This is a genomic window from Mucilaginibacter sp. (assembly GCF_041660805.1).
In the GTDB taxonomy this organism is placed as follows: Bacteria; Bacteroidota; Bacteroidia; order Sphingobacteriales; family Sphingobacteriaceae; genus Mucilaginibacter.
Genome location: NZ_JBAZVP010000032.1, coordinates 1 through 26,157, shown reverse-complemented (window position 1 = coordinate 26,157; position 26,157 = coordinate 1). Strand labels below are relative to the sequence as shown.

Below are 26,157 nucleotides of genomic sequence, written 5' to 3'. Positions count from 1 at the left end.
CCGGCGCAATACATAAGCGACCTGCAGGACTTTAAAAAGAACGTAACCGCCTTCCATGATGAACTGGAAGGGTATTTTATAATGAGGGATTTGATATGAAAAGTAGTTTAGGAGATAGAATGAAGCAGCAATACGAGGACAGGTCCCGTATTTATTTGCAACGCCGTACATATACTATCATACGTATAGACGGTAAAGCCTTTCACACATATACCCAAGGTTTAGAGCGACCGTTTGATAGTAAGTTCTGCCGCGATATGGATAAGACAGCAGAGTTTCTTTGCAGGAATATTCAGGGAACACAGTTCGCTTATGTTCAGTCAGATGAAATATCTATTTTACTAACCGATTTTGAAACCATTACTACGCAAGCCTGGTTTGACGCTAATTTGCAAAAGATGTGCAGCGTGTCTACCAGTTTGGCTACTGCGTTCTTTAACACTTGCCGCCCGGGTAAGTTAGCTATGTTTGATAGCCGGGTATTTCAAATAGCTGACCGCACCGAAGTGGAAAATTATTTTATATGGCGTCAAAATGACGCTGTAACAAATAGTATCCAATCCCTTGCACAAAGTTTATATTCACCCAAAGAGTTACACGGTAAAAGTTGTAATGATTTACAGGAAATGAGCTTTCAAAAAGGTCAGAACTGGAATGATGTAAAGACAGGGTATAAACGCGGGCGGTTAATTTGTCCGATATATCATTTCCCTTATGAAGATAAACCTGATTTTACCACAAGGTTCGGGTGGCAAATCCACGACGCTCCTGATTTCCTAAAAGAGCGCGAAGCTTTTACTGATTTAATACCTGTAAGACCATGAAAGGCACACACTCAGCATTCATAGCCGGGGACGGTTTATCGGCTTTCATAGACGGTATCCCTAACGATCACGAGTGTGACAGCAAGGGCGATATCATATACCGCGCCGCGTCCGGCAAGACCGTTTACTGGCACACGATACGCAAGTGGGCGCACCTGACCACCGAGGCCAGGGAACCGCTACTGCATGCACACTTTGACAGCATTAGTGACCCGATATGTAGCGGCTCGGTATCATGCTCAATATGCAAATACGCCGCCATGGATAACATGGATATAATCTGGTCGATATGAAACTGCTTGACTTATATTGTTGTCAAGGAGTAGGTGGATTCGGTTTTGAACAGGCAGGCTATACTGTTACAGGTATAGATTTATACCCTCAACCCCGCCACCCAGGTAATTTTATACAGGCGGACGCCATTGAGTATTTAATGGATTGCGGAAAAGATTTTGACTATATTCATGCTTCACCGCCTTGTCAGGAGTATTCACAAAGCAGCATGCAATTTCGTATAGCAGGTAAATTTTATCCTGATTTAATAGCCGCTACACGAGCCGCCTTAATAGAAATTGGGAAGCCATATGATATTGAAAATGTACCGGGAGCCCCATTATTAAATCCGGTTTTATTGTGCGGTACAATGTTTAATTACCTATCATATAGGCACAGATTATTTGAAAGTAATTGGGATTTACCTCAACCAAAACACCCAGCACACATAGCTAAAAGTGCTAAGATGGGCAGAGCAGTAAAAGAGGGCGAATTTATACAGCACGTAGGACATTTCAGTGGAGTGAAATATGTTAGAAACTTAACGGGGTGTTATTGGGCTGACCAATATGGTTTAGCACAAAGCATCCCGCCTCAGTACACGAAGTACATAGGTGATGAATTTTGGAAAACAATTTTTTAATATGATATATTTTCAAGAGCACCCCCATACAGGCTACGCGCTACGTACCCGCGACAACGCCCTGTTATCCGACGGAACAATCTGCTTTTCTGTAGATTTTAAGTCGCCAGGTAGTATACTAACGCATAAAACTTGCTATGGCGCCGGTAAGCCGTTCATCCGCATTGACCTGAACGAATACGAGGTAATGACCGAGCGACAGGCTATGCAAATAGCCGCAGAGCTCATGGAGTACGATATACGTGTACTTAACATCGCCGGCAACTCTATGCCTCACCTGCGCAGTAAGTACACGCAGGAAGGCGTTAATGCGAAGGTAGCAGACTGCATGAACAAAGTTCATGCTTTATGGCCGCTAATCAGTATACGTACAGGGGGCCAGTCCGGGGCAGACATTTCTGGGAATATTTGGGCCGAGAGTATCGGCATGGATAGCGTAGTGCTGGCTCCTAAAGGATGGATGTTTAGGTTAGATTCCGGGAAAGATATATGTAATGAGCAGGCGTTTATGGCGCGGTTTCCTGGGTACGATATGTCAGACTTATTTTAAAAACATGAAAAAACACCAATCAACAATAGGTAAAAACGACGAGTGGTTAACTCCACCTAATATAATAAAAGCTTTAGGAGACTACGGTTTTGATTTGGATCCGTGTGCGCCTGTTAATTCCCCTTTTATTACAGCCCGGCACACTTACAATATAAATGACGATGGTCTATCAAAAACATGGGCAGGCAGAGTTTGGCTAAATCCTCCTTTTAACAGATATGAGCGTGAAAAATGGATGGTTAAAATGGCTGAACATAATAATGGTATTATGTTAATACCTGCCGCACTTGAAACTGAAAATAGTTATAAATATGTCTGGGACAAATGCAGTGGTATTTTGTTTTTAGAAGGCCGACCGCACTTTCATTATGTAGACGGCAAGAGAGCCAAAGCAAATAGCGGCTGTACAATATGCTTAGTGGCCTATGGACGGGCTAACTTAGATGCTTTATTGTTATCTAATCTCGGAAAAGTTGTAATTCAATATCAGTAAATATAATTTAATATTTTACTTGCAAATAAGAAAAACTAAACATATATTTGAGGCATGGAAACGTTAAACATCAATAAGGCTAACGCCTTAACTGCTTACGAGCAGGCAAACGACAAAGGCAAGGCTCTTTTGTCTAATCTTTTCGGCAAAGAAGTATTTGCCCGGGCAAAATTTAAATCGTTCGAAGATATTAAAACTTTAGCTGATGCTATTGAATATCTGGGCGAAGATGACGCCCAAGTAAAAGAACTGTGTAACACATCCGGTTCAAAAGACATTGTTGCCTATTTACAGTTGAGGGTAATAATTAAAGCTATCAATGGCGGCATAGTTACGGACTGGACTGACGTTAAAGTTTACAAGTACTACCCTTGGTTTAACGCAGTGGGTTCAAATAGCGGTTTCTCGTTCCGCGACTGCGGCTACGATTACTCGATTTCTAACGTTGGCTCCCGCCTCTGCTACACTTCAAGCGAAAGGGCCACTTACGCAGGTAAACAATTTTTAGAAATTTACAATCAATACATAAACTAATGAAAAACTTAGAAACCTTTGAAGCTGCAGCAGTTTCACAAAACATTGATCCTAACGTACTACCCGGCATAACAGGTTTACCGGAAGGTATGAGTAAAGCTATTATAGCAGCATACAAGTTGTTTGTAATAAATCAGGCGGCTTGGGCCTGTGTAGTTATTGATTGGGATAACTACGAACAACGCAAATATTATCCGTGGTTTGATTTACAAAGTGGTTTCTCGTTCGACGTCTGCGACTACGCTTACTCGTATTCGAACGTTGGCTCCCGCCTCTGCTACCCCACAAGAGAAATAGCAGAGTATGTGGGTAAAACTCATATCGAACTGTATAAAGATCTGATGGCAATATAATTTACCAGGTAGCGTATGGCACCTCCGCAGTTTCTCGTTCAACAAAACTGACTTACCTAACTGTAGTTACAACTGCAGTTTTTATTTTTATAATGTGCTTGAAAGATATTTAGAAAGTAAAATATTAAAACCGGCAATTGAGAAATTGGGTGGCATGTGCAGAAAATTACATACTCCGGGCTTTACGGGTATTCCAGATCGCCTTATCCTGCTTCCGGGAGGCAGGATTTATTTCTGCGAAACCAAAGGGGTAGAACGGTCTCCAAGACCCCGGCAATTGATCGTACACGCACAACTGCGCAAATTAGGCTTCGAAGTTTGGGTAATCTATAACCGAGAAGACGTAAACAAATTTATTGAACATATAGAGAGGGAAACATATTAATGCCAACTAAAATAAACATGGATGACGCTTTTATAGTAGTTATAGAAGTATCAAGAAAAAATCCTAATTGGGACCTTTTAAAATTTTATTTAAAACAGGAATATTTTACCATAAACGATGAAATAAGACTTGAAGATAAAGTGATATATGAGGTCGTATGTGACAATTTTGTAGACGCCGCAAAAATAGAAACGTACTTACAAACTTGTGGTTTATGATGTTTTTACCAAACTGCATAAATATTCTTATAGCAGGTGAAGAAAGTCAGGCAATGTGCCTGGCCTTTCGCGGTTTAGGATTTGCGGCGTATAGCTGCGATCTTAAACCTTGTAGTGGCGGTCACCCGGAATGGCATCTGCAAATGGATATGTTCGAGGGAGTAAAACTTAAAAGGTGGGACCTTGTAATATTTCACCCGGTTTGTAAATACATGGCAGTATCCGGACTGTTTCGAAACATAGGCAACCCGGAACGTGCTGCCCAAACAGAATTATCCCTGCAGCAGGTATGCGACTGCTTTAATTCAGGAGCCGACAGAATAGTTTTGGAAAACCCTACCGCCTGTATAAGTACGCGTATCTATAAAGATGTTGACGGCGTTTATAAAATTATACCCCTGCACAAGAAAGATAAATGGCATATCAAACCTTTTAAAGCTACGCAAACAATACAGCCTTATAATTTTGGTGAAGATGCCAGTAAGCGTACCTGCTTTTGGCTTATCCATATGCCAAAGCTTAAAAACACTGAACGCTTTAAAGGACGTATGGTTGACGGCGTAGAACGCTGGTCAAATCAAACGGACAGCGGGCAGAATAAATTAGCCCCGTCTGCTAATCGTGATACTTTACGGAGCAAGACGTATCCGGGGGTGGCAAAGGCTTGCGCCTCTCAATGGGGTGAATATTTACTAAGTCAATTTGAATATTAATTACGTATATTTGAGTTCTGCCATGCCGGGCAAAAACAAAATATTTTAATCCTTTACTGGGGGAGAGCGCGGCATCGCTTGAACCTGGTAAAGGATTTTTAAGTTTATGGGAAAATTTAGGGATTTAACAGGCCAAAAATTTAATATGCTTACAGTTATATCTATAGCAGAAAAGAGGCATCACAAGTACCATTGGAATTGTATATGCGACTGTGGTAAAGAAACAATAGTATCTGTATCTAAAATTACTACAGGTTGGACAAAAAGCTGCGGTTGTTTAGGAATCAATAACTTAAATGTTGATAGGTACGTTCACGGTATGCGGCATAGTCGTTTTTATGGTACTTGGAAAAGCATGATAAACAGATGTGAAAATCCTAAATACGTTCACTATAAAGATTATGGAGGGAGGGGCATAAAAGTTTGTGAAGAATGGAAAAATTCTATACAGACTTTTCATGATTGGTGCGTAGCTAACGGACATCAAGAGGGTTTAACATTAGATCGTAAAGATGTGAATGGTAATTACGAACCAAATAATTGCCGTTGGGCTACTTTAAAACAACAGGCTAATAATACACGAAGAACGCTATATGTGTATGTTGATGGTATTAAATATACAGCTACTGAAATTACAGAAAAGTATGGAATGGGAGGAACACTTGTCCATAAATATAGTACAAAGTATAAAAACTTTGCAGAGGCTATAGAAAAATGGAAATGGAATAAAATTAACGTAAAAAATCAATGGAATACTACCCGCACGATTATCAAAAACGAGCTATTAAATTCGTAATAGATAACCCTAAATCCTCGTTATTATTACAGCCGGGATTAGGAAAAACATCTATTTCATTAAGCGCGGTAGAATACCTTATTAACTCTTTAGAGGTAAGTAAAGTATTAATAGTAGCTCCTGTTAGAGTAGCAAGCATGACGTGGAGCGATGAAGCAAAAAAATGGTCGCATTTATCTTCACTGAAAGTATCCCGCCTTATAGGCTCCCCGGCACAACGTATTAAAGCCATCAATACTAAAGCAGATATTTACACCATATCAACCGGCAATTTAGCATGGTTGGTGCATTATGCGATAAAGACCTGGAAGAAGTGGCCATACGATTTTCTTATCATTGACGAATCGTCCATGTTCCGCAACCCGTCCAGTATGCGTTTTAAGGCGCTGAAGAAGGTAGCACCGCTTTCATCAAGGGTTACTATACTTACGGGAACTTTCGTTCCTAACGGCCTGCTTGGCGCCTTTGGGCAGATGTATCTGCTTGACCAGGGCAAACGCTTAGGCCGCACGTTCACGGAATATAAGGACAGGTACTTTAAGCCCGGCCAGCGCCAGGGGCATGTTATATTCTCGTGGTCACTTAAAGAGGGCGCAGACCAACAGATATACGATGCAATAAGCGATATATCCCTGAGCATGGAAACAAAGGACTACCTCGACCTACCGCCCCGCATAGACCAGTTTGAAATGCTCGAATTGGAAAATAAGGAACGGTATGACGAGTTTAAGAAAACCGAAGTGCTTCAGCTATCAGATGATTACGAACTGACCCCGGTATCAGCCGCAGCTATGTATTCCAAGCTTGTACAATTTTCAAACGGTTGTGTTTACAAGGATGACGGTACCTATGAGGTTGTAGATAATACAAAACTCCTGGCGCTTTGCGACGACGTAGTGGAATTAAATGGGGAGCCAGTGCTTATAGGTTATTTGTTCCGCAGTGATTACGAGCGTATAATTAAAGAGATACCCCATGCTGTAAAGTTGGACAGTGACGCCACTATCGCCCGTTGGAATAAAGGGGAGATAGCCGTGGCCGTTGCGCAATACCAGTCGGTCAGTCATGGAATAAATTTACAATTCGGCGGTTACAACATGCGACTGTTCGGTTTGCCCTGGGATCTCGAAACGCTTATTCAGTTCATCGCCCGCATGGACCGCCAGGGCATCACCCGCCCCGTAGTATGCAAATACTACCTCGGCAAAGGCACGATAGAAGAATTAATCAAAGAACGCCTCGAAGGCAAAGCCAAGACGCAGGACAGCCTGATGGCAGCATTAAAAAAGGAGCTTAGTTTATAAGCTCCTTTTTAGTTTTGCGCTTGCCTGCTCGTAGTTCGCAAGTCCTACGCCTTAGATACCTGTCAATGCTTTTACCCGATGGATTAGGTCGTTTTAACGCTGTCGGTGGGGATACTGGTACGGGCGCTTATCATTCACGGTAAATCCAATATTAATGTTACGGTTCCATCCGTACTTCCGTGGCCTCGCAGTGATGTAAAGATACATTATTTCTGATAATATTTCCCTACAAATCCGGCAGCTTTTAGAGGCAAACCTTTCATCCATGCCGCAGGTTTTACCATTAAAGTGTTTACGTCGTCTAGAGTACCTATAGGGCTATCAACCACAACTTCATCATGTACGCGCATTACAACGTCATACCCGGCTTCTTCCAAGTTTATAACACCATTCATAAGAATATCGCGGGCCGTCGCCTGTACACAATTCTCCGCTAATTTTCCGGCGTAGGTACTGGATAGCGCCCATTGTTTAGTAGTTTGGTTAATAGCCCAGAATAAAATAAGTTCCTTTCTTTGAATACTCAGAATTACCTCTAAATCATCATAAGGAACGCTACGTCCATCTGACATTTTAAAATAGGTGTTTTTAACTTTACCTAAATATGGTAAATATATTTGCCCTTGATCATTTACATCGTACCAATAGGCGTATTGATCTTCGGTTTCCGACCATGTATGTTTTTCAATCTGCTCTTTTGATAGTGATTGTATTCTTTGGATCAACTCCGCAGATAAGGTAATGGCACCTAATTTCGCGGGTCCAGTAGTATACCCTAATATCCGACCTTTAGAAATCCACACCTCTTTTAAATGCGCTCCATGGTAGCAGAGAAATCTACCCGAAGGGAGATACATGAGCAAGTTTTTATTTTTATAGTCAAACCTTACGCCTTTAACTCCCACCGGATTACTGCTACCGTGCTTAAGGGTTATTTTAGCGGCCCGCTCTAAATCCCACCAGAACTGTACAATGTTGGGGTTTGCTTTGCGCCAGGCATCGACAATAGGCTTTAGTTCTTCCTCTTTAATACCCAGATCCAAAGCCCCCATGGTAATTAAAGCGTTTACGGCTCCCTGATACCCTAATGCAAGGGAGGCTACCTTACCCCGCTGCCGGAGATCAGAGGATTTACCAATGCTTTCCAGCGGAACGTTAAACATTTTTGATGCTGTAGCTTCATATAATTTGCCGTGAGTTTTGAAAGCGTTTAAAACCCATTGCTCTCCTGATAGCCAAGAGTTGACCAAAAGCTCAATAGCTGAATAGTCACTTACTATAAACTTATTACCGATTGTAGGTACAATTGCAGTTCGTATAAGTTGTGAAAGCGTAGCTGCCAGGTTACCGAAGCAAAGGTCGAGCATATCAATGTCTTTCCCCATCACCAACTGTCGGGCCAGTCCGAGCATTTCTTCATCAAGGTATATTCTTGGAAGATTTTGAACCTGGATACCCCCGCGTCCTGCGTCTCGACCGGTCCTACCTGCGCCATAGAACTGTAAAATTCCCCTGATACGTCCATCATGCCCGACCATATCAAGCATACCCTGATATTTTTTAATGGATGATTTGGCAAGTAGAGTACGAATTTCTAAAACGCGTTTTGCCTTTTCACTTTCTACTTTATCCATTAGCTTAACTACAGCACCTTTGCTCAGGCTTTTTACCTGGTCGCCAGTTTCTTCAAAAAGCCACTTCTTAATTTGGGCTACACTGTTTGCATTTTTAAGCCCGGTCACCTCTACGGCTTCTTTTAATAATGCCTCGCGGAATATAGCATCCATTTCGATAGCGTTATGTATTAACTGCATATCTACCCGTATGCCCTGCTCGTTACACTTTTGATCCAAACACCATAAACGGTGTTCAAGTGGCGGAATTTTAAACCATGATAACGCTTTAGCCTCTGCGATCTGCGCCACAACATCCTGGTTACAGTAGCCGATAAACTTGCGCCACTTATCCATATCATGCTCGGGCAGGTTACGGGTACGCATGCCGTTGGCGGCAGTAGGTTTGCAGGGTATGCAGAAATAACGGATAAGGGCTGGACCTGTCCAGTCCTTTTTATCTACCAAACCGAGGGCAGATGTAGAACCGTCCAGTGACATAGGGAGCCCAGCCATAGATGCTTTAACCTGCAGACACTCCCATTGTTCGGGCGGGCTGTAAATGCCCAGGCACCAGAAAATAATGGACCTCTCGAACGGGGCATTGTGGCTACGCTTTTTATAGCGCGGGTCGGTGAACAGCTTTTTTATGTTCTCGGGAAAACCGTTGTGATAAACGTCAACGTCCTTTACCGGTCCTTCATCAATGCTGTAGGACATTAAGAGTATCTCGGCTTTCTCCGCGTACTTATATGCTCCCGCTGTTTTAATATCGGTAGGGGACCACGTTTCGAAGTCGAGGTCTAATATATGTTCAAAACTAATCATTAGATATAAGTATAATAGATAAAGCTATATTTTCAGCTACCGTAGTAGCTTCTTCTAATGTTGAACATTCTACGCGGTTAACTTCGGTAATTATAAAACTTGTAGCTAATGGCTTTTCTAAACCGTGCTCCCTTTTAGATTTTAATACCTTATATTCCATAGGACTTACAGGTGTGATAACAGTATATTTCATATCTTTAATTGTTTAATACAAACATAAGAAAAAATAATTTAAATTTTTCTTGCAAGTAATATATTTATTTATCTATATTTGTTGCATGGCAAATGAGAACAGAACAAGATTACCACTGACGGTCACTTTAGACGGTGTCCTGAAGAAATATATAGATCCCAAGACCGGGCCGTTCCACAAGAAAAGCCTGATCAAACCTACGCAGTTTGTAGAGAAGGCAATCGAGGAACTTTTAAAGTCCGAAGGTTATTGGGACCACTACCAGGCGTACCGCGCTGAACAGGTAGAGGAAGTTTATTAAAAGCAACAGTTGACGTAGGGGAGAAGAAGTTAGTGTCCCCTGAAAGCAGGATAGGGCTCACGTCGCGGGAACCAAATATACAAGCTGAGCGATTCAGCGAAACGCTTTGAAAATGCCCGTACTGAATGCTTATAAATAGTTACCCCGCCTCGGACATGAAAAGCGCCGGGCTGATACCCCGGAGAAGTGAGCGTTTGGCGGATCACCACTGACCAGTGTAAAAACGTAAGTGACGGTGTAGTTTAGGGTTGTCAGTCGAGGAAGCGTTGCAAAGCTTCCAAAGACCTGTCCGAATAAGCGGGGTAACTATTAAAGATAATCCTGAAAGGAGGCACTACGTTTTAGACGTAGCCATGGGCCTGAAGGATAAACAGAGCTGCGAAGTTGACACGCCCTCGGGCTTAGAAGCAGTAAAGTCCTCGCACAGTCGGGGCAAAACGGGAATGTAACTCAGTTGGTAGAGTGTCTGATTGAAGATCAGGTTGTCACAGGTTCGATCCCTGTTGTTCCCACGAACAAAGTGAGACGAAAGTCAAAATCTTAAGTCCCTGACAGACGGGGGTAGTAGTCTGTCAAGTTAAAACGTAGCTTAACTGGTAAAGCACAAGATCGGCGGTTTGGCCCCCGTGATCTTCGTCACACAGGTTCGATCCCTGTCGTTTTAACCACTTTTTCATAATGAGTGATTGTTTAACAACTCCGTCACTTGCCTCGCAATCTACTCAGATGCGGGGTTGTGTCGGTGCATAATAAATGTAATTAGGGCTGGATACCGTCCGACGCAAGGTTGGGCGGTATTTATTTAAAATGTTTAAATTGATAAATTGAGTAAAATGAAATATTCTAAAGGGTTTGAAAGGGATTATAATTTTTATATTAGTAATCTTAAAAATTTTGATTTTTGCGGTACAAAAGAACCTAAATACGCACCTATACCGGATTTAAACGGGTTAACCGCTAAAGAGGTTTTTTATAAAATACAAAGCGAAGGAGTAAATAAACCTTGTAAAGAGCCTGAATTATTATCCGCTTTATTACTTTGTCAAGCTGGTATTAATTTTCAAATAAAACAATGGGCGGAAGGAAGGTCTGACGGTACTTTGCCTTTAGCAGAACTTTCCAAAAAAGAAGCAAAAAAGCTATACCCGCATTTAGATTTTAGCTTTATTGACCAAGATATACAAACTGAATACAATTTACCGGACTGGGTGGTTAAAGCTGTTCAATCTCAATATTACGCAAACAATTAAAAAATCATGATAACAATTAATTTTGGAGCCACCACAGGCGCGGACTTACGTAAAGAAATGCTCGACCTTTTAGGTATAACTGTAGGTAACCCTGCTGTTAAACAAACCAAAGAAGAAATTGATGCTAAGGTCCATGAAACCGCAGTATTGTTAAAAGAAGCTTACGACGACACACAACGTTTAGAAGCTTCTCGTACAGAAGCTACTAAAGGCGAAGAAGCACCGAAGCCGGAACAACCTACCCGCAAGCGCCGTTCTAAAGCTGAGATCGAAGCAGAGGCCGCTTTAGCAGCTAATACCGAAGCAGAGGCCGCTTTAGCAGCTAATACCGGTACCGAAGAACCACCTGCGTCAACTGAGAACGTTGAAACACCTGCCGCAGAAGAACAAACTGGTGAAGCAACTATCACTGCCGAAGACCTTACCAAAAAATGTGTGGAGTTAGGACGTGGCGGTAAACGTGACGCAGTGCTTGCTGTATTTGAAAGCCAGTTTGGCGGCGCTACCATCTCTAAAAAGGACGGTAAGCCGCAATTAACCGCTGAACAATACCCGGCAGTTATGGAGGCTTTAAACGCTATCGCATAATGTCAGGCCACGCAATCTTATCGCCATCGGCTGCGAGCCGGTGGCTTGCTTGCACACCTTCCGTAAGGTTGGAACAGCAGTTCGAGAATAAGTCTTCCAGCTTCGCAGAGGAAGGTACCCTGGCGCATGCAGTAGGAGAGTGCATATTGCGTGAATTGTCAGGTGAGATCACCACGGCGCAAATGGAACTTATCCTGGCCGAACACATGCAGAACAAGTACTACTCTAAAGAGCTGCACGATTATGCCGAAGGGTATGCTTATTTCGTATGGGCGATGTGTAAGCCAGGTACCCACCTGTTCATTGAACAGCGGTTAGATATGACCGACTACGTGGAAGAAGGATATGGTACCGGTGATGCGATTGTTGTAGGCAATGGTATCCTGCGCCTGTCGGACCTTAAATACGGTAAAGGTGTTGCGGTATATTCCGAAGATAACCCGCAGCTTAAACTTTACGCCTTGGGCGCTTACAAAGAGTTCAGCCATATCTTCGATATTAATATGATCGAGATCAACATTTACCAGCCGCGACTGGATAACATATCTACCTGGGAGATAAGTGTCAAAGACCTGCTTGACTGGGCAGAGAATGAACTTAAACCTAAAGCGGCTTTGGCCTATAAAGGTGAGGGGGAATTTAACCCAGGGCGTCATTGTGGCTTCTGCAGGGCAAAACCGTTATGCCGGGCATTAGCTGAGTATAACCTATCCTTGGAGGCGATGGACTTTAAATCTGCGGATTTACTTTCAGACGAAGAAGTAGTAGAGATACTTGAAAAGCGCGACCAGTTTAAGAAGTGGTTGGAGGCGGTAAGCGCCCATATATTAAGCACCGCTATTGAAGGCAAAGAATGGCCAGGATATAAAGTTGTACTTGGGCGTTCAAATCGCAAATACAGCGACGAGATAGCAATAGGCAATAAGTTGCAGCATAAAGGCTATAAAGATATTTACAAGCCTGCAGCTCTACTTCCGCTTGGTGAAATGGAAAAGAAGCTAACCAAACCAGTGTTTAAAGAACTGGTCGAACCTATGCTTATCAAACCAGATGGAAAACCCACTTTAGCGCCGGTATCAGATCCCCGTGCGGCGTTTACCTCAGACCATGCGAGTGATTTTATCTCGTATGATGACGAAGAATAACAATTAACAAAAATAAATAACAAGTAAAAACAGATTAAAATGGCAAATCAGAAATTCGTACAAGGCGCTAAAATCGTAACAGGCCCTAATGTATTATTCAGTTATCTTTATGCTTTCGAGCCAAACCCAACCTCGGACCGCAGTAATTACGGAGCATCACTTATCTTTGATAAGGTAAAGTGTAAAAAGGATATAGCTACCATCGAGGCAGCTATTGAGGACCTTAAAAACAACAAAGAGGCGCAAGCGCTTTGGGGCGGTAAACTACCGAAGAAACTAAGTGTTTCCTTTCGCGACGGGGACGAAGAAAAGGACGACGAAATTTACCAAAATGCAATGTTCGTTGGCGCTAACAGCAGCAAAAAGCTGATTGTTATCGACCGCAAGCGCATGCAGATCACAGACCCTGACGAGGTGTACTCAGGTATAATCGGTTGCGCAAGCATCAACCTGTACGCTTACAACCACCCAACCGGCGGACCTGGTATAGCTATCGGCCTTTCAGCTATCCAAAAGGTAAAAGATGGCGAACGCTTAGGCGGAGGCGGCGTAGACCTTGAAAAGTTCGCCGAGTTCGAGGACGAAGAAGACGCTTATTAATTAACCCTTTAACCAACCCCCGGCTGAAATGTCGGGGGTTTTATTTTTATGAGATTCTTTGAAAAATTAGATAAACTTAATCAGCATGATACCGAACATGGCACCGCACAAATAGGTATTTGTAATCAAGTTGTGGCGGTAAATAAAAACGGTAGCAATGGTACTGTTACTATCGGCGTACCAGGCGAAGTTGCGCAAGAGCTTGCTCTACAACAAAATAATAAGAGAGTTATACTGCTTATAATTGATAAGACAGAATTTGACAAATTATGAGTAACGAAAACGTTTTAGAAGAAGCTAACCGCCTCATTTACGGTGATCGGGCTAAAGCCTACGGACCGGTTACAGCCAGCTTTGAGCGGATAGCTAAGTTTTGGTCAACTATACTGGATGTACCAGTAACAGCGGAACAGGTCGGGCTCTGTATGATCGCTCTAAAGATGTCCAGGCAGATCAGTAAAGCGGGCAGGGATAATATAGTTGATATTGCAGGCTATGCCGGATGTATAGCTAAGATGGATGAAGAAAAGACCGCCTAAACAGCGGTCTTTTTATTTTGCAGATAGTGCATGCGGGACATTATAGCAAATTTGGATCTGCCCAACCTACGGCTTAGTACAGATATTTTAGTTCTTTTATACTCCTTCAAAAGATACTGTGTATCCTTAACTGACCATACCGAGGTAGCACCTCTTTTTCGCTGCGTGATAGTTAAATTTTTACCTCCTAAAAAGAAGCCCCACTCCCTGTCAATCTCCCGAGCCAAAACCTCCCGGCCCCCGTATATATCTATGCGAAGCTGTATTTCTTCTGCCAGTGTCATGCAAATGCGCAATAAAGTGCGATAATGGTGCTGAATATGGCGACGCAGGCCAGTACACGCAGCCAAAGCATTGTATCCGGGTATTTGTGCCGCTCTACAGCAGTAACGCTCCACAGGGCATTATTTAATGCCGGTTCAGGCGTTTGTGAGTATTTATCTACAAGCTGCGCTTCTCGTTCTTTCTGTGCCTGGTATAAGGCGATGTAATCACTATACTGCATAATTTTCCTCCTGTTTAGCTACCCATAACTCAATAACGTTATGGTAATTATCTTTTAATAAATTAACCGGACAAACAGTTATAAGTTCGTCTACAATATACATTTGGTTTAAGTCCTCAGCCTCTATAAAGGTTATAAGAGTTTTATCCGAAATTTCCATACTGGTAGCTTCGTCAAGGGCAACTCTAAACCCGTTTTCTATTTTTTCAATTTTCATAATACCCCAAAGTAAATAAATATATTTTAAATAAACAATATTTGTTTTATAAATAAATTGTTTTACATTTGAACCATGGCACAAACAACTATAAGCATACACGATGGGGTACGCAAGGCGGCGGCAACTTACGCTAAACAATCAGGTATTAAGGGTGGACTATCCGGCTACATTGAAACTCTGCTTAAAGAGGATCTTAAACAAAAAGGCCGTGACTGGGATGATTTAATCAAAAAGTCATGAACCTAATATGTTACCTGGGCGGACACCTTTGGCTGCACAAATCTTTCCGGAGTTTTAAATGTATCCGTTGCGGCAAAGCCATTAATTTTAAAAAATCATGAAAACCACCATCACCATCATAGCCCTTATCCTATGCCCTTTGTTGATTGGTATAGCTTTGTATTGTGAGTGGAAGGAGAGTAAAAGAAAAACGATATGAAAAAAAAAATAATGAACCAATTAGAAAGATCTATTGTACAAAAAGAACTGCTTAAACAAAAACCAGTAGCTACAAGATTTGCAATAGCTACAAATACATGGTTATATGATACCATTATTACTATATCGGATATTCAATATCAACTTATGTTTGGCGTGCCAATCTCTGATATGGGCGATAAAGAGTTTAATGGAAAAGAGCCAGCGCATTTACTATTCAAGTGGTATGAGACAAGTCATATCATTTAACCCCCACCCATTAATAAACAGTTTAAAAAGTAAGAAAAAAGATTATGAATTTACAACAAGCAAAAGCACTGTTCTTTGCGCAATATTTAGGGCAAGAAATACAGTACGAAACAATTTTTGGAGATAAGCCAGTTACATCCATTGGTTCTATCATTGGCGTAAGTATTGACAGCGATATAATAGCGCATGGCACTTATGAAGAATTGTTAGATTTAGATATCGTATACACCGAGTATAAATAAATCATAAGTGGTCAAATAACACCACCTTAAAAAGCAAAACCATGAACAAATACATAACCACAATAAAAGCCGTCTGTCCTAAAACAAATAAATTGAAAAATTATCATGGCCCTGTAGTGGAAGGTATTTCTGTAGCAGATGCACAGATGCGATGCGATAATAACGGGATGGGGTACTGTAAGGTTGATATGATCTCAACAGGTTTTGTTACTGACGAAATTACAGACTACGATAATTATAAATCAAATTGAAAATGAACCATCAAAGCTCCAATCATAACAGAAAGGGGCTTTTTAATTAGCAGGGGTGATTATACGACTTCTTTAATGTTTGTAGCAGCGTTTTCAGCCTTGGTGTTAGTAGTTGTGGTGATAACCTTTGCAGGCTCTATAAAGAAGTTTTTAAGTAAATAAGCCACTCCACCACCTACTGCAGCCATAGCTAACTGTTGCCAATTGAATACCAGTGAACCTTTTTCAATGGATTGCTGCACAACTACCAATACAGGTGTTAATACCGCCATTAATAATCCTCTTAACAGGTCACTCCCCGCTAACGTAAACTTTTTAGATAACCTTACTGTCGCCATAGTTTATATTTTAATGTAATTTGTTCCCTCTATAAACTCCTTTGCATTATGCCGTCTTAACATTTCTCTCCAATTCAGACCAAACGTCATTTCAAAATGCGGTGCATCAGGGAAAGATTTAAAATCAATACCCGCCTTAAAACCGTGTGACTTAAATACATTCACAACTACTATCCAGTTTTTATCAACTACCCAGCTATCTTTACCGTCTATTTGCAGCATGAAGTCCAAAGCCAATGAGTAGTTATGATAAGATTGGCCGGCTCTTGCATTGGTAACTATTGATCCTGGCTTTGTCCTGCCTTTAGCGTATAATGCATCGCTCTCAGCGAACGTTCTTGTAGTTTGGGTTATGAATGGGTGTACACCAATTGGCGTTAGCTTCACGGCCTCGTAATACGCCTCTATTGCTTTATCTCTGATAGCAGGATGTAACGTGCCTAATCGTTTTATAGATGTCGTCTCCATTTATGATTCTAAATTATAATATTTAGCCATTAGATAAATAATCATTATCAGTATAGTACCAATCAATAGTAACAAGTAATTTCCTGTTCTCCGTTGACGTTTAAACTCTTGGTAATCATCACTGTTCATATATCAAAAGTAATTAATTATTTTCAATTTTAAAAAGTGTGCTGATTATGTGCTGAATTTGTGTAGCAGTAACAGGGGTCATGTCACTACATTTATACCATGATAATATACACTTTTGACGAACTGTCTGACATGTTGGATACCGTCACAATACCAGCCGAAATAAAGAGAATTGAGGATTATTTGTTTAGTAACTTCTCACAGTACAGCAAGGGTGATTTTGCACGTATTTGGAGAAGTTTACAAGTACTGAAACAGGTTCACAATTGCGTTATTTAGAAACCAGTAAATCCATCTTTGCCTCTAACTGTTGGAAGTGTAAGTCCGCTTGAAAGGCACGTTGAGATTGCTTGTTCTTAACACTGTCAATAGCAGTATGTAGCTCTGTTCTGACAGCCCCAATACTATTGTTGATACTATTTAGCCCTTGACTTATTGTCCACGTTACAGAGACCGTAAAGAACAGTACGCCAAGAGCTATCTTAATGGTAATGCCGTTCAACTGTTTGTTATCTATCGTTGTCATGGTTTGCTTGCGTATGTTAGCTTATTTACAGCGTCAGTTAGTTTGTCAATTGATATCTTTAGGGGATCTGTCTTAGCGTCTATCAGCTTATTCATTTCAGCCGCCCTGCCATCTGCATAGTGTTTTACGACCCTGTCTATCAGGCGCCAAAATACACCTCCCAAAATAAACCACGGAGTTACTGATTGTGCGAATGCAAGAATTTCAAACCATCCTACTTCGTGATTTGGCGGTATAGGCATATTATATTTTTGTTTTGAATAAACCATGGCGTATCGCTGATGTTAATATTGCTATAGTGGTAAATATAGTGCCAACATCAACAACAGTCATAAGCATATAGGGTGACTTTATAATTTTTGTTGTCGTTAGCATAGTAATAAGTAAGGTAAATAATATAACATAAACAGACACTTTCATAAACTGTAACTGAATAAACGAATTGATTGTAAATTTATATAAAATATACCCACTTGACATGATGAAGAAATAATTGCAAGCCCTCCATAAATCAAAGTAGTGCCGTTCTAAATAAACATGCCCTAAATAATAGGTATATACTGTATGCGAAATTAGAAACACGCACAAGCATATACCCGTTATTGTAGCCTTTATGTTAGAGGTATCCATGTTCCATCTGATGTACAATCACCATTCTGTCCCGAATGCTCTCTTACACACCTTTGATATGGTGTCTCTATAGGAACTCCGTTAGTCGTAACTTCTTCATCCTTATCAAACAGCTTTGTAATAATTTCAATCACGCATTCCAGTGCATTTTCTTTGAAATGCTCTTTGGCCGCTTTGATTAATGGTTTCAATACTACTGCGAATATTGATGAAAAGATACTTAGTTTTAATTGTTTGTTTTCCATGATTATTTATAAAGTTATATTAAATACATATGTGGTTGCTGCAACTAATGCTGTTGTACCCGATGTAATAGTAACATTAGCGGTACCCGTACTTGTCATGTACACCATACTTGCACCGTTTAATAAGGCAGTTGCTCCATTTGCAGGGGCAAATACAGGATATGGAGTATATGATAAAGCATTAGCCAATGTAACCGTTGCTATTGTTGCATTAGTACCAGTTGGCAATGTACCGGTTGTTACAGTTACTTGTAAGCCTTTGCCGTTTGTTGTTACGCTTACTGTTGGCGCTGTTCCCGCTCCGGCACCTGCTAATATTGTAGGCGTTCCTATTATAAGTCCTGTAATTGAAGCTTGTAAAGCGGCCATAGTAGCCAATTTAGTAGTATTGTCTCCCACGGTAGGTGTAGGTGCTGTTGGGCTTGCCACAAAAGAACCTCCTGCGGCCATAAGTACGCCTGTATTATCAATTGAAAACTTTCTTGTGTGTGTCCCACTTCCGCCTAAAGCGGTATTTGTACCTAAATCTAAAAAGTATTTAGAACCACTACCTAAAGTATTTTCCCAAGTACTAATTTTAATACCAGTATATCCCGCACTACCAGTTTGAGAAATTTTGCTTCCCAAAAGCAATATATTCTGATTACCAGATGATGCAACAGCATCCAAATGACTAATTTCTAACAAATTTAGTGCTGCTGTACCTGCTCTATTAAAGTAAAAAACAGATTGAGCGGTTGCGCCTAATTGTGAGCCTAAAGAAAAGTTTGTACCTCCAGATACAAAAGCCTGATTGCGAATGACACCTGTGCCACCTGCTTCTGTTTGCCTTGTAAGAATATTAGTACTCCAAAAATCTCTTACACGTTCAAAATTTGTAGTTTGATCTGCCGTATTATAAGCTGCAACCCCCGTACCAGTCGAACCAATAGTTATACTATGCGATGGTGATGTTGTGTTAATTCCTAACCCCGTAGTATTTAACCGCATCTTTTCTACAGCCGAACCAAAGAGCCATGTATATGGCGCATTTTGAAAGGAAGTGTGATAATTAACACCTTGTAAAGCTGCCATTGCTACACCTGTATTCCCATAACCTGTGGCATTTTGTAATAACCCTGCATTATCGTAGTAATCAAACGAAGTATATCCCGAAGAACTTATATTTTGCAATCTAATTAATCCTGAATCGGTTAGGCTTTTTCCAATCGATAAAGGCCTAGAGCCGGGTGCTACACCTATACCAAAATTCCCAACTTGTCCAACACCGCTGATATTGAAATTATAACCGGATTGTTGTGTTGTGGTATTTTTTATATAAGTAGAATTTAAAAAAGTTTTTGAAGGAATAACAGTGGTATCAATAGATAGCGTTCTGTCGGCGGCTAATGTGCCACCGCCTTGTATGCCGTAACCGTTTAATATTTGGCGGGTATTGGGGACAAAACCTGCACTACCTGAAATTATAGCCGCATCAACATAATCTTTAGTAACCAGTGAGCTATCGGTAGGATTAAATAAATGTGTACCATTGGATGAACTATAGTAAATACCTCTGCCATCATTGGTAATAACTCTAACACCCAATGTATCTGCTGATAAAGCATTATAGGATGATGTAACATTATTATTATACTGAATTATCGCTCCAGTACCAGTTATTCTTGTTGATGCCGACTTAAGTCCATCTGAACTTGTACGCTGTAAAGTCAGTGAGGTATTATTCATTAATAATCCACCAGAGAAATCAGAGGTTAGCAAATTATTATCTCCAACAGCTAAATTATCACCAAATAACCTAAAATAAGTTCCGGCAATAGTTGTACTATCTGGACTTCTATCCTCCACCCATTTTTTAGTCACAAATGAGCTATCGGCAGGATTAAAAGGGAATGAATTTACATAACTGTCATATACTAATCCATTGCCATTAGATGTAAGCACTTTAGCACTCAAGCTGTCAATGAATAAACTATTTATATCACTACCGCCAGTTCCAGATGATTGAATATTAACTCCACCTTGTTCAAAACTTATTTTTGAAGAGGCTTGGCCTATTCCCGTGGCATTTTGATGCTCTATTTGTAATGCACCATTTGTAATTTGTATTGCATTAAGACTGTCGGGAGTGATAAATATATTATTTCCGATAGATACATTATTACTATTTATATTGAATTTCAAAGACGATAAGCTATCAATAGCATTATCAAGCTGCGGTTTTGTAACGCACGTGCTATCACCAACACCAGCTACCAAAATATCCACATAACCAGAGCCATTCCATTTTTGAACAACATAAGCTCCACCACCAGCACGTTCTCCCCACCTAAAGGTTGGCTCAGAATCACGGTAGGCCGACGTGCCTATAAATGGACCCATATTACTGGATGCTACCGCTAAGTTACCCGCCACAATATCACCCGGTATGAGACTTACTCCATAAGACGATAAGGCTAAAGTTCTCATACCAACATCTTGGAAGTTATTATAACCTGTGTAGAAGTTATCTTTATTTAAACCTCCATATCCAGCTCTTGTATTTTTATCAACTGAAAAGGTGTACCATTTAGAAGAGGTTCCTAACCTGTATTGAACGAAGTCGTATCCTCCATATGAAAAAGCCCTAAAGCTTGGAGTGTATGAAGCGCCTGTTGGTGGATTAGGAATGCTATCCATTGAAGCTGGTGTAATTTGGGCATTAACCACAAAAGGAAATAGTAAAAATATAAAAAGTAATTTTCTCATAAAGCTATTTTTAATGAATATGATTCAGTAGTTTCACCGGTATCATTATAGTCAGGTAAATAAATATCCAAATTAACCCCATCGCAAAACCACGATACAAAATTGCATGTTAACCCCCGTAATACAGCCACGGTGGGGATTAGTCCAAAATTGAAAAATGCAGGATCCTCATAATCTATTCGGTAAGCCCAAGTAGTTTCTCCTTCATCATTAGTAACAGAACTTAATTGAGTTCCAGTACCTACAGTTAAATATACAGGAGTAGGATATAAAAATCCGATAGCCGCTAAAAGCATATCCTTAGTAACATTTTCATTACCTGCAAGGTCATCTATCCCTAATGTTCCGGATATAGCGTACCTGCTTTCAGAAGAAGCAAGAATAACCCCTGTAAGGGATTGTATTTCTTCCGTTTGTAAGGTTCTTGAGGACATAATTAATCTGCTATTGCTACAAAACTATACATTTTTATTGACTTCGGCTGAGTGTTAATAGGCGCACTTATCCCACCTAATTGTGTGATCATACTACCACGAGGCCCGGGATTAACATTGCTTTTCACAAATATACCTGCCGACCCCGCTTTAGAATCTAACCCTTCTACGAATGGGATAGGTGGAAGATTATTAGTGACAAGAGTAATAGTATTATTCGTATTTCCTGTTAAAGATTGTGGATCCCCTCCTGCATTTATGCCCACAACATACGCATCGGTAAAATCGACTAAATCCCCGGTTCCTGTCAAGGCACAATTCTCGAAACTCGTTCCTGCCAGTCCGGCGCCGGTAGAAGTATCGAAGTTTTCTTCCAAGTGCCCTGCGTATAAATTATAAAAATAACCAAAGTGCCCTTTAGGATATCTGAATACTGCAGTTGCCCCTTCGGGCGGAATAGCTGGCGTATCGTTATACGGAGTGTAATTTACAAAGAAACTGCATAATCCGGTAATGCCGCTGATATAAACAGTTTCGGTGCTTTCAAAAAGATAAGCTATATCCAATACCCGGGCGCTATTACTAAAAATAAATTCACCTAAATCAGCATCCCCCGGAGTAGTACCTACACGAATAGTAAGTGAAACCGCCGCTGTATTAAAGAAAAGTATCTTATTAAGCTCTGTGCCATATTTAAATAGTCCGGTGATAACTTGATTAGTGCTAACACCAATAAACCGTTTTACGGGTTGATAAGTAGCGTCAACTGCATAATGAATAACGTAAGGTAATTCAGCGAAGGTTTTATCCCCGACACCTATTTTATAATTCGTAACAACTGCTGGATCAACAGGATCAACTACATACGCCACTTCCCCATCCAGTAAAATAAGCGGATTGGCCAACCATACCGCTTCCGTAGCTTTTTTCTGCTTTACCCTGGCGTATAGTATAGTGTCAGCCATATCAGTTACTTAATAGTTTATCATTACTTCCGTAATGTTTTGTATATAATTCCACGTTGTGATTTCTGCATTCTATAATAGTCATCTTTACTTCGCAGGTATCCGTATTATAGGACGCTTTAACAGGCACAAAAACACTCGTGCCAAAAGTTACGACAGTATAAAACTCGTCAAATGTCCAGTTCAGATTACGTACATTTATGGTCAGGTCTATCTTATTTTGCGCTTGCGCCTTACATCGCATAATCGCCCTTGCCAAAATAGAGGTTAAGGATCCTGTGGTAAATGCCCCTTCGCTAAACATAAACTCCCTGCCGCTTTCCACCCAAGAGGTCATAAAGTTACTTGCCATATACCCTCCATAAGAACTGCTGATATCTAAAGAAACTTCTTCTGTTTTAGTGTTAGTAGTTTCGGTAATGCCCGCCTCGTAAATATCGTTATTTTGTTCAATATTTACATAGATATTATCAACTATGTAAAACTGGTCATTAGAAGCTACAAATCTGACCTTCAGGCTGTACTCTTTTGTTGTATCCAGTTCATCCGCAGGTTCAGGCATTAAAATGCCCTGGAAACGGTTAAAATCTATTCTGACAGAATCATTGGGCCTTACAGGAGTATCCGGAACAATACCTATGTAAGTATTATCAGGCACCCAAAAACCGTTCTCATTGAGATAATAAACGCCGAAATAAGTGTTTAAGATAACCTGTATCTTCAGTGGCCTTGTGGCAAAATTAATCGTACCATCCACATTAAAAGGAAAGCCGGACATAATAGAGAACACAAACCCAAACTGTATTTTAGGCACCAGTATCTTGCCATCGAGGGGCAAGCCAAACTCCGTTTGACTGACAGGGTTGATAACAAAATATTTATCCGCACTCACTGGTATAGCACCTGGATTAAATATCTCCGTTGCATACCCTGTTCGCCCGTCAATAGACGCCTGTGACAGCCCTAAGCCTAAAGTATCATCCGGAAAGCCCCAGTAATATGGTCGGGCGGGGGCAGCAGTTACTTTATCCTGGCTACCGTTAGGCAAAGCGTTCTCCGGAACGTTAGCTTCGTATTCTACTTTAACTGATTTTAAGCCTGGTTCTACCAATACTTTAGCGTCCTCTTTTATAAAAGGATACGCTCCGGTATTATTACTACCTATCATTTTACCGATAGTATCCGTACCGGAAGTAATTACCAAAGGACCTAAAGAGCCGGGTATCTGCTTAAAACCAAAAGATTTGGACGGGATCAAATTAACACGGCGAATATTCCACCGACCTCCCGCCTGGTATATCCTGCACCCTGCTGATTTTACAAAACCCCGCAATATATACCCACAACTTTTAGGGGTTAACTTAGTGCCACTATCATCGGACTGGTAAGAATACAATCCGAGGTCATCTACACCCCATGCCAATTGCCCCGCGAACATATCATCGTTAAATGCAGTGCATCGCAGGTTATTACTCCACCGGATAGGTAGTGAAATACCCAGGTTACTGAAAAGTATCTGACGCATATAATTCATGGGGCAGCGGACGTGTATCGTGTTTAACACGTCTACAGGAAGGTCTTGGTGTACGTATGGGATTTCGTCAAGTAGCGTTAAACCGTCAATCGCGGTAAGGTTAACCGTTTCAACAGATCCGCTAAGTGGGCGTTCTAAACCCCCGCTAACTATATATCCTGTCCAATACAAAGGCCCATCCTTATATATGTTAACAATAAAATCTTTATCCTTTGCCAATTGAAGCTCAGATATGTTGATCTCACCGTTCCGGTTATAAAAAGACATATCGACGGAGGATTTTACAAAAGGCGAGTACACATCGTCGCTTTCCTCACTATCGTAATTGGGGATGGCAGGCTGCTCAGATACAGAATATAAATCTATGATAGTGTCCACATAGCTGTTCAGGGACAACTCTATTTTCCATTCAGAGTTGTCAAAAGCCTTATATTCACATCTGTACTTAACACCCATTATATTCTTGATTTAGCTGTCCTGTCCAGCGCCAACTGTATGTCCTTACCGCTTAAAGTAGCTACCAGCTTACCATAAGCATCTATTGATATTTGCGTTAAAGTACCTTCGGCCGTTACCCTACCTATAACGGTAGCGGTATAAGCAAGTTGTTGCTGTAACAAAGAGGATTGTTTCTGCTGCTCGGCCAGCTGCGCCTTCTGTAATTCTTCCTGTTTCTTTGCTTTAGAGGCGCTGAAAATACCACTTATACCACCTATTATTCCACCTGCAATTCCGCCTATTAGCGTACCTATGCCGGGGGCTATTGCCGAACCTATTAAAGCTCCGCTACCTGCACCAGATAATGCTCCACCTATCCCTTGCCCTACAGTACTTGTTTTTGACGTAATCCCTGATACCAAACCTCCGGCTACACTAAGTCCGGCCAAGGCAGTGGTTACCCCTTTAGTTAACTGCCCTCCGGCAGTGGTAGCTTTATTTATTAATATATTACCTGCGGCGTCCGTAGAAGATGAAAAACTAACACCTGCTACAGTTAAAGCCGTTGCTATAGACGTTCCTGCGCCTGCAGTAGCTAAATTAAATTTACTAACTGCGGCATCTATCCCCCTGGTAAGATTTTGAACAGGAGGTGTGCTTGGACCTATTAAAGTATTACCTAAATTCTCGGTCAGCCGTTTGGTAAAACTGTCGAATATAGATTTGTTAAACGTTTGCAGCAAACTTTGAGATAACGAACTGAATATCGCCCCAAACGATGTGGTCGTAGCTTTCTCCAATTCACGTAAGCGGTTGATCTGGTTACGGGAACTTTCGTCCGCTGCCTGTTCAAGTTGCAAATCGTACTTCAGGTCAATAGCCGAACGCTGTTCACCTAAAGTTGTGATAGCAGTGTAGAAATTCTGCGCAAAGGTGCTAATCCCCTGCTGCATGGCATTGGCAAAGTCTTTTGACAACACTTCGGATTGCTTTTTAAAGCTTACCGCGTCAAGCAATAAATTAACCTGCGCCTGTAACTGATTAAACTCGCCTGACCTTTCAGGACTTATTTTACGCAATTCGTCAAAATATCGGGCAGATGCTAATTTGCGTTTATTGTATTCCGCTGCTATACGGGCAGTACGTTGCGCTTCACCATTGTTAAGTTCGGCGTTCGCAGTTTCGGCTATAGCAGCTATACCATCTTGGAGTTGTTGCTCTTTAAGCAGGTATTTTTGGTTGATAGCATCAATAGCAGCCAAACGGCCGGTATCTAAGGCGCTAAGAATTTCTGAATTACCTTTAGCTTTAACTACTTCCGCATCGTATAACTTCTCGATGCCTGCCAATTCCCGGTTACGACTTTGTTCCTGCTTTACTCCAAACTGGTTGTTTATGCGCTGTATTTCATTAACTACTCTTTCTGCTTCCGCTATTTGAGCGTCTGCCAGCTCTTTTTCTTGTGAAGCAGCGGCACCTCCCCTGGCAGTTGTTACTTTATTACGGTTATCTACTAATTCACCTCTTTGGAAAGGGGTAAGTTTTTTCCGCGAAAGAGCGTTTAACTTTTGTTCCTGTTTATCTATTTCGGCATTGATGCTGACATAGTTATTTTTTATTTTTTGAATAGCTAATTCATAACCTTGCAAACCGG

The 26,157-nt window shown here is 41.1% G+C and carries 34 protein-coding genes, 2 tRNA genes and 1 pseudogene; 22 read left to right on the top strand and 15 right to left on the bottom strand.

The features are described from left to right. Positions 1–95: 95 nt before the first annotated feature. The 9 genes from WC743_RS24090 (at position 96) to WC743_RS24050 (ending at position 7,086) form a co-directional block, all read left to right on the top strand. Complete coding sequence (locus WC743_RS24090) at positions 96–824, top strand: tRNA(His) guanylyltransferase Thg1 family protein (protein WP_373016104.1); 729 nt, start codon at positions 96–98, stop codon at positions 822–824. 289 nt (positions 825–1,113) lie between these two features. Then, on the top strand, positions 1,114–1,740 hold the full coding sequence (locus WC743_RS24085) for a hypothetical protein (protein WP_373016103.1): 627 nt from the start codon (positions 1,114–1,116) through the stop codon (positions 1,738–1,740). Between the two features lies 1 nt (position 1,741). Then, positions 1,742–2,290: a YpsA SLOG family protein gene (locus tag WC743_RS24080; RefSeq protein ID WP_373016102.1), complete on the top strand. Its 549-nt coding sequence runs from the start codon at positions 1,742–1,744 to the stop codon at positions 2,288–2,290. A gap of 4 nt (positions 2,291–2,294) precedes the next feature. Beyond that, on the top strand, positions 2,295–2,783 hold the full coding sequence (locus tag WC743_RS24075; RefSeq protein WP_373016101.1) for a DNA N-6-adenine-methyltransferase: 489 nt from the start codon (positions 2,295–2,297) through the stop codon (positions 2,781–2,783). Between the two features lie 54 nt (positions 2,784–2,837). After that, positions 2,838–3,317, top strand: coding sequence for a hypothetical protein (locus WC743_RS24070; RefSeq protein ID WP_373016100.1), 480 nt, complete (start codon positions 2,838–2,840; stop codon positions 3,315–3,317). After that, entirely contained in the window at positions 3,317–3,670 is a 354-nt protein-coding gene (locus WC743_RS24065; protein WP_373016099.1) for a hypothetical protein, read from the top strand. The genes WC743_RS24070 and WC743_RS24065 overlap by 1 nt, the downstream gene beginning before the upstream one ends. Before the next feature lie 599 nt (positions 3,671–4,269). Next, on the top strand, positions 4,270–4,986 hold the full coding sequence (locus WC743_RS24060; RefSeq protein WP_373016098.1) for a hypothetical protein: 717 nt from the start codon (positions 4,270–4,272) through the stop codon (positions 4,984–4,986). Between the two features lie 106 nt (positions 4,987–5,092). Next, positions 5,093–5,782, top strand: a complete 690-nt coding sequence (locus WC743_RS24055; protein WP_373016097.1) for a hypothetical protein — start codon at positions 5,093–5,095, stop codon at positions 5,780–5,782. Continuing rightward, complete coding sequence (locus tag WC743_RS24050; protein WP_373016096.1) at positions 5,734–7,086, top strand: SNF2-related protein; 1,353 nt, start codon at positions 5,734–5,736, stop codon at positions 7,084–7,086. Before WC743_RS24055 ends, WC743_RS24050 begins: the two co-directional genes overlap by 49 nt. 206 nt (positions 7,087–7,292) lie before the next feature. Here the strand turns inward: WC743_RS24050 and WC743_RS24045 are convergent, their stop codons facing one another. Together WC743_RS24045 and WC743_RS24040 are read right to left on the bottom strand one after the other, a co-directional pair. Continuing rightward, complete coding sequence (locus WC743_RS24045) at positions 7,293–9,527, bottom strand: DNA polymerase (protein WP_373016095.1); 2,235 nt, start codon at positions 9,525–9,527, stop codon at positions 7,293–7,295. Continuing rightward, entirely contained in the window at positions 9,520–9,720 is a 201-nt protein-coding gene (locus WC743_RS24040; protein ID WP_373016094.1) for a hypothetical protein, read from the bottom strand. The genes WC743_RS24045 and WC743_RS24040 overlap by 8 nt, the downstream gene beginning before the upstream one ends. 49 nt (positions 9,721–9,769) lie before the next feature. Here WC743_RS24040 and WC743_RS24035 point away from each other — a divergent pair, with 49 nt between their 5' ends. The 9 genes from WC743_RS24035 (at position 9,770) to WC743_RS23995 (ending at position 14,143) form a co-directional block, all read left to right on the top strand. Then, entirely contained in the window at positions 9,770–10,021 is a 252-nt protein-coding gene (locus WC743_RS24035; protein WP_373016093.1) for a hypothetical protein, read from the top strand. 439 nt (positions 10,022–10,460) lie between these two features. Continuing rightward, positions 10,461–10,533 (top strand) — tRNA-Phe (locus tag WC743_RS24030). Between the two features lie 66 nt (positions 10,534–10,599). Further along, positions 10,600–10,689, top strand: a tRNA-OTHER gene (locus WC743_RS24025). 165 nt (positions 10,690–10,854) lie between these two features. Beyond that, the gene (locus WC743_RS24020; RefSeq protein WP_373016092.1) at positions 10,855–11,271 is read left to right on the top strand and encodes a hypothetical protein; all 417 of its coding nucleotides are present in this window, start codon (positions 10,855–10,857) and stop codon (positions 11,269–11,271) included. A 6-nt stretch (positions 11,272–11,277) separates the two neighbouring features. Continuing rightward, entirely contained in the window at positions 11,278–11,859 is a 582-nt protein-coding gene (locus WC743_RS24015) for a hypothetical protein (protein ID WP_373016091.1), read from the top strand. Next, positions 11,859–13,004, top strand: a complete 1,146-nt coding sequence (locus WC743_RS24010) for a DUF2800 domain-containing protein (protein ID WP_373016090.1) — start codon at positions 11,859–11,861, stop codon at positions 13,002–13,004. The genes WC743_RS24015 and WC743_RS24010 overlap by 1 nt, the downstream gene beginning before the upstream one ends. A gap of 39 nt (positions 13,005–13,043) precedes the next feature. Then, complete coding sequence (locus WC743_RS24005; protein ID WP_373016089.1) at positions 13,044–13,604, top strand: ssDNA-binding protein; 561 nt, start codon at positions 13,044–13,046, stop codon at positions 13,602–13,604. A gap of 48 nt (positions 13,605–13,652) precedes the next feature. Beyond that, positions 13,653–13,877, top strand: coding sequence for a hypothetical protein (locus WC743_RS24000; RefSeq protein WP_373016088.1), 225 nt, complete (start codon positions 13,653–13,655; stop codon positions 13,875–13,877). After that, positions 13,874–14,143: a DUF6378 domain-containing protein gene (locus tag WC743_RS23995; protein ID WP_373016087.1), complete on the top strand. Its 270-nt coding sequence runs from the start codon at positions 13,874–13,876 to the stop codon at positions 14,141–14,143. Before WC743_RS24000 ends, WC743_RS23995 begins: the two co-directional genes overlap by 4 nt. On the opposite strand, the gene WC743_RS23990 is transcribed toward WC743_RS23995, so the two are convergent. The 3 genes from WC743_RS23990 to WC743_RS23980 are packed head-to-tail and all read right to left on the bottom strand — an operon-like array spanning position 14,140 to position 14,865. Next, positions 14,140–14,427 carry a hypothetical protein gene (locus tag WC743_RS23990; protein ID WP_373016086.1) on the bottom strand — a complete coding sequence of 96 codons (288 nt, stop codon included), beginning with the start codon at positions 14,425–14,427 and terminating at the stop codon, positions 14,140–14,142. The genes WC743_RS23995 and WC743_RS23990 overlap by 4 nt on opposite strands. Next, positions 14,424–14,648, bottom strand: coding sequence for a hypothetical protein (locus tag WC743_RS23985; protein ID WP_373016085.1), 225 nt, complete (start codon positions 14,646–14,648; stop codon positions 14,424–14,426). Before WC743_RS23985 ends, WC743_RS23990 begins: the two co-directional genes overlap by 4 nt. Beyond that, positions 14,638–14,865, bottom strand: coding sequence for a hypothetical protein (locus WC743_RS23980; RefSeq protein WP_373016084.1), 228 nt, complete (start codon positions 14,863–14,865; stop codon positions 14,638–14,640). The genes WC743_RS23985 and WC743_RS23980 overlap by 11 nt, the downstream gene beginning before the upstream one ends. A gap of 75 nt (positions 14,866–14,940) precedes the next feature. Between WC743_RS23980 and WC743_RS23975 the strand changes: the two genes are divergently transcribed. The 4 genes from WC743_RS23975 (at position 14,941) to WC743_RS23960 (ending at position 16,048) form a co-directional block, all read left to right on the top strand. Continuing rightward, positions 14,941–15,108, top strand: coding sequence for a hypothetical protein (locus tag WC743_RS23975; protein ID WP_373016083.1), 168 nt, complete (start codon positions 14,941–14,943; stop codon positions 15,106–15,108). Positions 15,109–15,303: 195 nt separating this feature from the next. Next, entirely contained in the window at positions 15,304–15,555 is a 252-nt protein-coding gene (locus WC743_RS23970) for a hypothetical protein (RefSeq protein WP_373016082.1), read from the top strand. A gap of 44 nt (positions 15,556–15,599) precedes the next feature. Next, the gene (locus WC743_RS23965; RefSeq protein ID WP_373016081.1) at positions 15,600–15,797 is read left to right on the top strand and encodes a hypothetical protein; all 198 of its coding nucleotides are present in this window, start codon (positions 15,600–15,602) and stop codon (positions 15,795–15,797) included. Positions 15,798–15,838: 41 nt separating this feature from the next. Beyond that, on the top strand, positions 15,839–16,048 hold the full coding sequence (locus WC743_RS23960; RefSeq protein WP_373016080.1) for a hypothetical protein: 210 nt from the start codon (positions 15,839–15,841) through the stop codon (positions 16,046–16,048). Positions 16,049–16,107: 59 nt separating this feature from the next. Here the strand turns inward: WC743_RS23960 and WC743_RS23955 are convergent, their stop codons facing one another. The 10 genes and pseudogenes from WC743_RS23955 to WC743_RS23910 form a co-directional block, all read right to left on the bottom strand. After that, complete coding sequence (locus WC743_RS23955; RefSeq protein WP_373016079.1) at positions 16,108–16,386, bottom strand: hypothetical protein; 279 nt, start codon at positions 16,384–16,386, stop codon at positions 16,108–16,110. A 3-nt stretch (positions 16,387–16,389) separates the two neighbouring features. After that, complete coding sequence (locus WC743_RS23950; RefSeq protein WP_373016078.1) at positions 16,390–16,854, bottom strand: M15 family metallopeptidase; 465 nt, start codon at positions 16,852–16,854, stop codon at positions 16,390–16,392. Between the two features lie 400 nt (positions 16,855–17,254). Next, positions 17,255–17,509, bottom strand: coding sequence for a hypothetical protein (locus WC743_RS23945; RefSeq protein ID WP_373016077.1), 255 nt, complete (start codon positions 17,507–17,509; stop codon positions 17,255–17,257). Then, complete coding sequence (locus WC743_RS23940; protein WP_373016076.1) at positions 17,506–17,751, bottom strand: hypothetical protein; 246 nt, start codon at positions 17,749–17,751, stop codon at positions 17,506–17,508. Before WC743_RS23940 ends, WC743_RS23945 begins: the two co-directional genes overlap by 4 nt. Before the next feature lie 369 nt (positions 17,752–18,120). After that, positions 18,121–18,384, bottom strand: a complete 264-nt coding sequence (locus WC743_RS23935; protein ID WP_373016075.1) for a hypothetical protein — start codon at positions 18,382–18,384, stop codon at positions 18,121–18,123. Between the two features lie 6 nt (positions 18,385–18,390). Further along, positions 18,391–21,132: a beta strand repeat-containing protein gene (locus WC743_RS23930; protein WP_373016074.1), complete on the bottom strand. Its 2,742-nt coding sequence runs from the start codon at positions 21,130–21,132 to the stop codon at positions 18,391–18,393. Beyond that, positions 21,129–21,566, bottom strand: coding sequence for a hypothetical protein (locus WC743_RS23925; protein WP_373016073.1), 438 nt, complete (start codon positions 21,564–21,566; stop codon positions 21,129–21,131). Before WC743_RS23925 ends, WC743_RS23930 begins: the two co-directional genes overlap by 4 nt. A 2-nt stretch (positions 21,567–21,568) precedes the next feature. Continuing rightward, positions 21,569–22,531, bottom strand: a complete 963-nt coding sequence (locus tag WC743_RS23920) for a hypothetical protein (RefSeq protein WP_373016072.1) — start codon at positions 22,529–22,531, stop codon at positions 21,569–21,571. Between the two features lies 1 nt (position 22,532). Then, positions 22,533–24,521 (bottom strand): hypothetical protein, encoded by a 1,989-nt coding sequence (locus WC743_RS23915; RefSeq protein WP_373016071.1) that lies wholly within the window; start codon positions 24,519–24,521, stop codon positions 22,533–22,535. After that, positions 24,521–26,157, bottom strand: a pseudogene (locus tag WC743_RS23910) (hypothetical protein); the annotation flags it as partial. The gene WC743_RS23915 and the pseudogene WC743_RS23910, both read right to left, overlap by 1 nt.

Coding starts and splice junctions, on each gene's coding strand:
- WC743_RS24090 (WP_373016104.1), top strand. CDS start 96: ATGAAAAGTAGTTTAGGAGATAGAATGAAGCAGCAATACGAGGACAGG.
- WC743_RS24085 (WP_373016103.1), top strand. CDS start 1,114: ATGAAACTGCTTGACTTATATTGTTGTCAAGGAGTAGGTGGATTCGGT.
- WC743_RS24080 (WP_373016102.1), top strand. CDS start 1,742: ATGATATATTTTCAAGAGCACCCCCATACAGGCTACGCGCTACGTACC.
- WC743_RS24075 (WP_373016101.1), top strand. CDS start 2,295: ATGAAAAAACACCAATCAACAATAGGTAAAAACGACGAGTGGTTAACT.
- WC743_RS24070 (WP_373016100.1), top strand. CDS start 2,838: ATGGAAACGTTAAACATCAATAAGGCTAACGCCTTAACTGCTTACGAG.
- WC743_RS24065 (WP_373016099.1), top strand. CDS start 3,317: ATGAAAAACTTAGAAACCTTTGAAGCTGCAGCAGTTTCACAAAACATT.
- WC743_RS24060 (WP_373016098.1), top strand. CDS start 4,270: ATGATGTTTTTACCAAACTGCATAAATATTCTTATAGCAGGTGAAGAA.
- WC743_RS24055 (WP_373016097.1), top strand. CDS start 5,093: ATGGGAAAATTTAGGGATTTAACAGGCCAAAAATTTAATATGCTTACA.
- WC743_RS24050 (WP_373016096.1), top strand. CDS start 5,734: ATGGAATACTACCCGCACGATTATCAAAAACGAGCTATTAAATTCGTA.
- WC743_RS24045 (WP_373016095.1), bottom strand. CDS start 9,527: ATGATTAGTTTTGAACATATATTAGACCTCGACTTCGAAACGTGGTCC.
- WC743_RS24040 (WP_373016094.1), bottom strand. CDS start 9,720: ATGAAATATACTGTTATCACACCTGTAAGTCCTATGGAATATAAGGTA.
- WC743_RS24020 (WP_373016092.1), top strand. CDS start 10,855: ATGAAATATTCTAAAGGGTTTGAAAGGGATTATAATTTTTATATTAGT.
- WC743_RS24015 (WP_373016091.1), top strand. CDS start 11,278: ATGATAACAATTAATTTTGGAGCCACCACAGGCGCGGACTTACGTAAA.
- WC743_RS24010 (WP_373016090.1), top strand. CDS start 11,859: ATGTCAGGCCACGCAATCTTATCGCCATCGGCTGCGAGCCGGTGGCTT.
- WC743_RS24005 (WP_373016089.1), top strand. CDS start 13,044: ATGGCAAATCAGAAATTCGTACAAGGCGCTAAAATCGTAACAGGCCCT.
- WC743_RS24000 (WP_373016088.1), top strand. CDS start 13,653: ATGAGATTCTTTGAAAAATTAGATAAACTTAATCAGCATGATACCGAA.
- WC743_RS23995 (WP_373016087.1), top strand. CDS start 13,874: ATGAGTAACGAAAACGTTTTAGAAGAAGCTAACCGCCTCATTTACGGT.
- WC743_RS23990 (WP_373016086.1), bottom strand. CDS start 14,427: ATGACACTGGCAGAAGAAATACAGCTTCGCATAGATATATACGGGGGC.
- WC743_RS23985 (WP_373016085.1), bottom strand. CDS start 14,648: ATGCAGTATAGTGATTACATCGCCTTATACCAGGCACAGAAAGAACGA.
- WC743_RS23980 (WP_373016084.1), bottom strand. CDS start 14,865: ATGAAAATTGAAAAAATAGAAAACGGGTTTAGAGTTGCCCTTGACGAA.
- WC743_RS23975 (WP_373016083.1), top strand. CDS start 14,941: ATGGCACAAACAACTATAAGCATACACGATGGGGTACGCAAGGCGGCG.
- WC743_RS23970 (WP_373016082.1), top strand. CDS start 15,304: ATGAAAAAAAAAATAATGAACCAATTAGAAAGATCTATTGTACAAAAA.
- WC743_RS23965 (WP_373016081.1), top strand. CDS start 15,600: ATGAATTTACAACAAGCAAAAGCACTGTTCTTTGCGCAATATTTAGGG.
- WC743_RS23960 (WP_373016080.1), top strand. CDS start 15,839: ATGAACAAATACATAACCACAATAAAAGCCGTCTGTCCTAAAACAAAT.
- WC743_RS23955 (WP_373016079.1), bottom strand. CDS start 16,386: ATGGCGACAGTAAGGTTATCTAAAAAGTTTACGTTAGCGGGGAGTGAC.
- WC743_RS23950 (WP_373016078.1), bottom strand. CDS start 16,854: ATGGAGACGACATCTATAAAACGATTAGGCACGTTACATCCTGCTATC.
- WC743_RS23945 (WP_373016077.1), bottom strand. CDS start 17,509: ATGACAACGATAGATAACAAACAGTTGAACGGCATTACCATTAAGATA.
- WC743_RS23940 (WP_373016076.1), bottom strand. CDS start 17,751: ATGCCTATACCGCCAAATCACGAAGTAGGATGGTTTGAAATTCTTGCA.
- WC743_RS23935 (WP_373016075.1), bottom strand. CDS start 18,384: ATGGAAAACAAACAATTAAAACTAAGTATCTTTTCATCAATATTCGCA.
- WC743_RS23930 (WP_373016074.1), bottom strand. CDS start 21,132: ATGAGAAAATTACTTTTTATATTTTTACTATTTCCTTTTGTGGTTAAT.
- WC743_RS23925 (WP_373016073.1), bottom strand. CDS start 21,566: ATGTCCTCAAGAACCTTACAAACGGAAGAAATACAATCCCTTACAGGG.
- WC743_RS23920 (WP_373016072.1), bottom strand. CDS start 22,531: ATGGCTGACACTATACTATACGCCAGGGTAAAGCAGAAAAAAGCTACG.
- WC743_RS23915 (WP_373016071.1), bottom strand. CDS start 24,521: ATGGGTGTTAAGTACAGATGTGAATATAAGGCTTTTGACAACTCTGAA.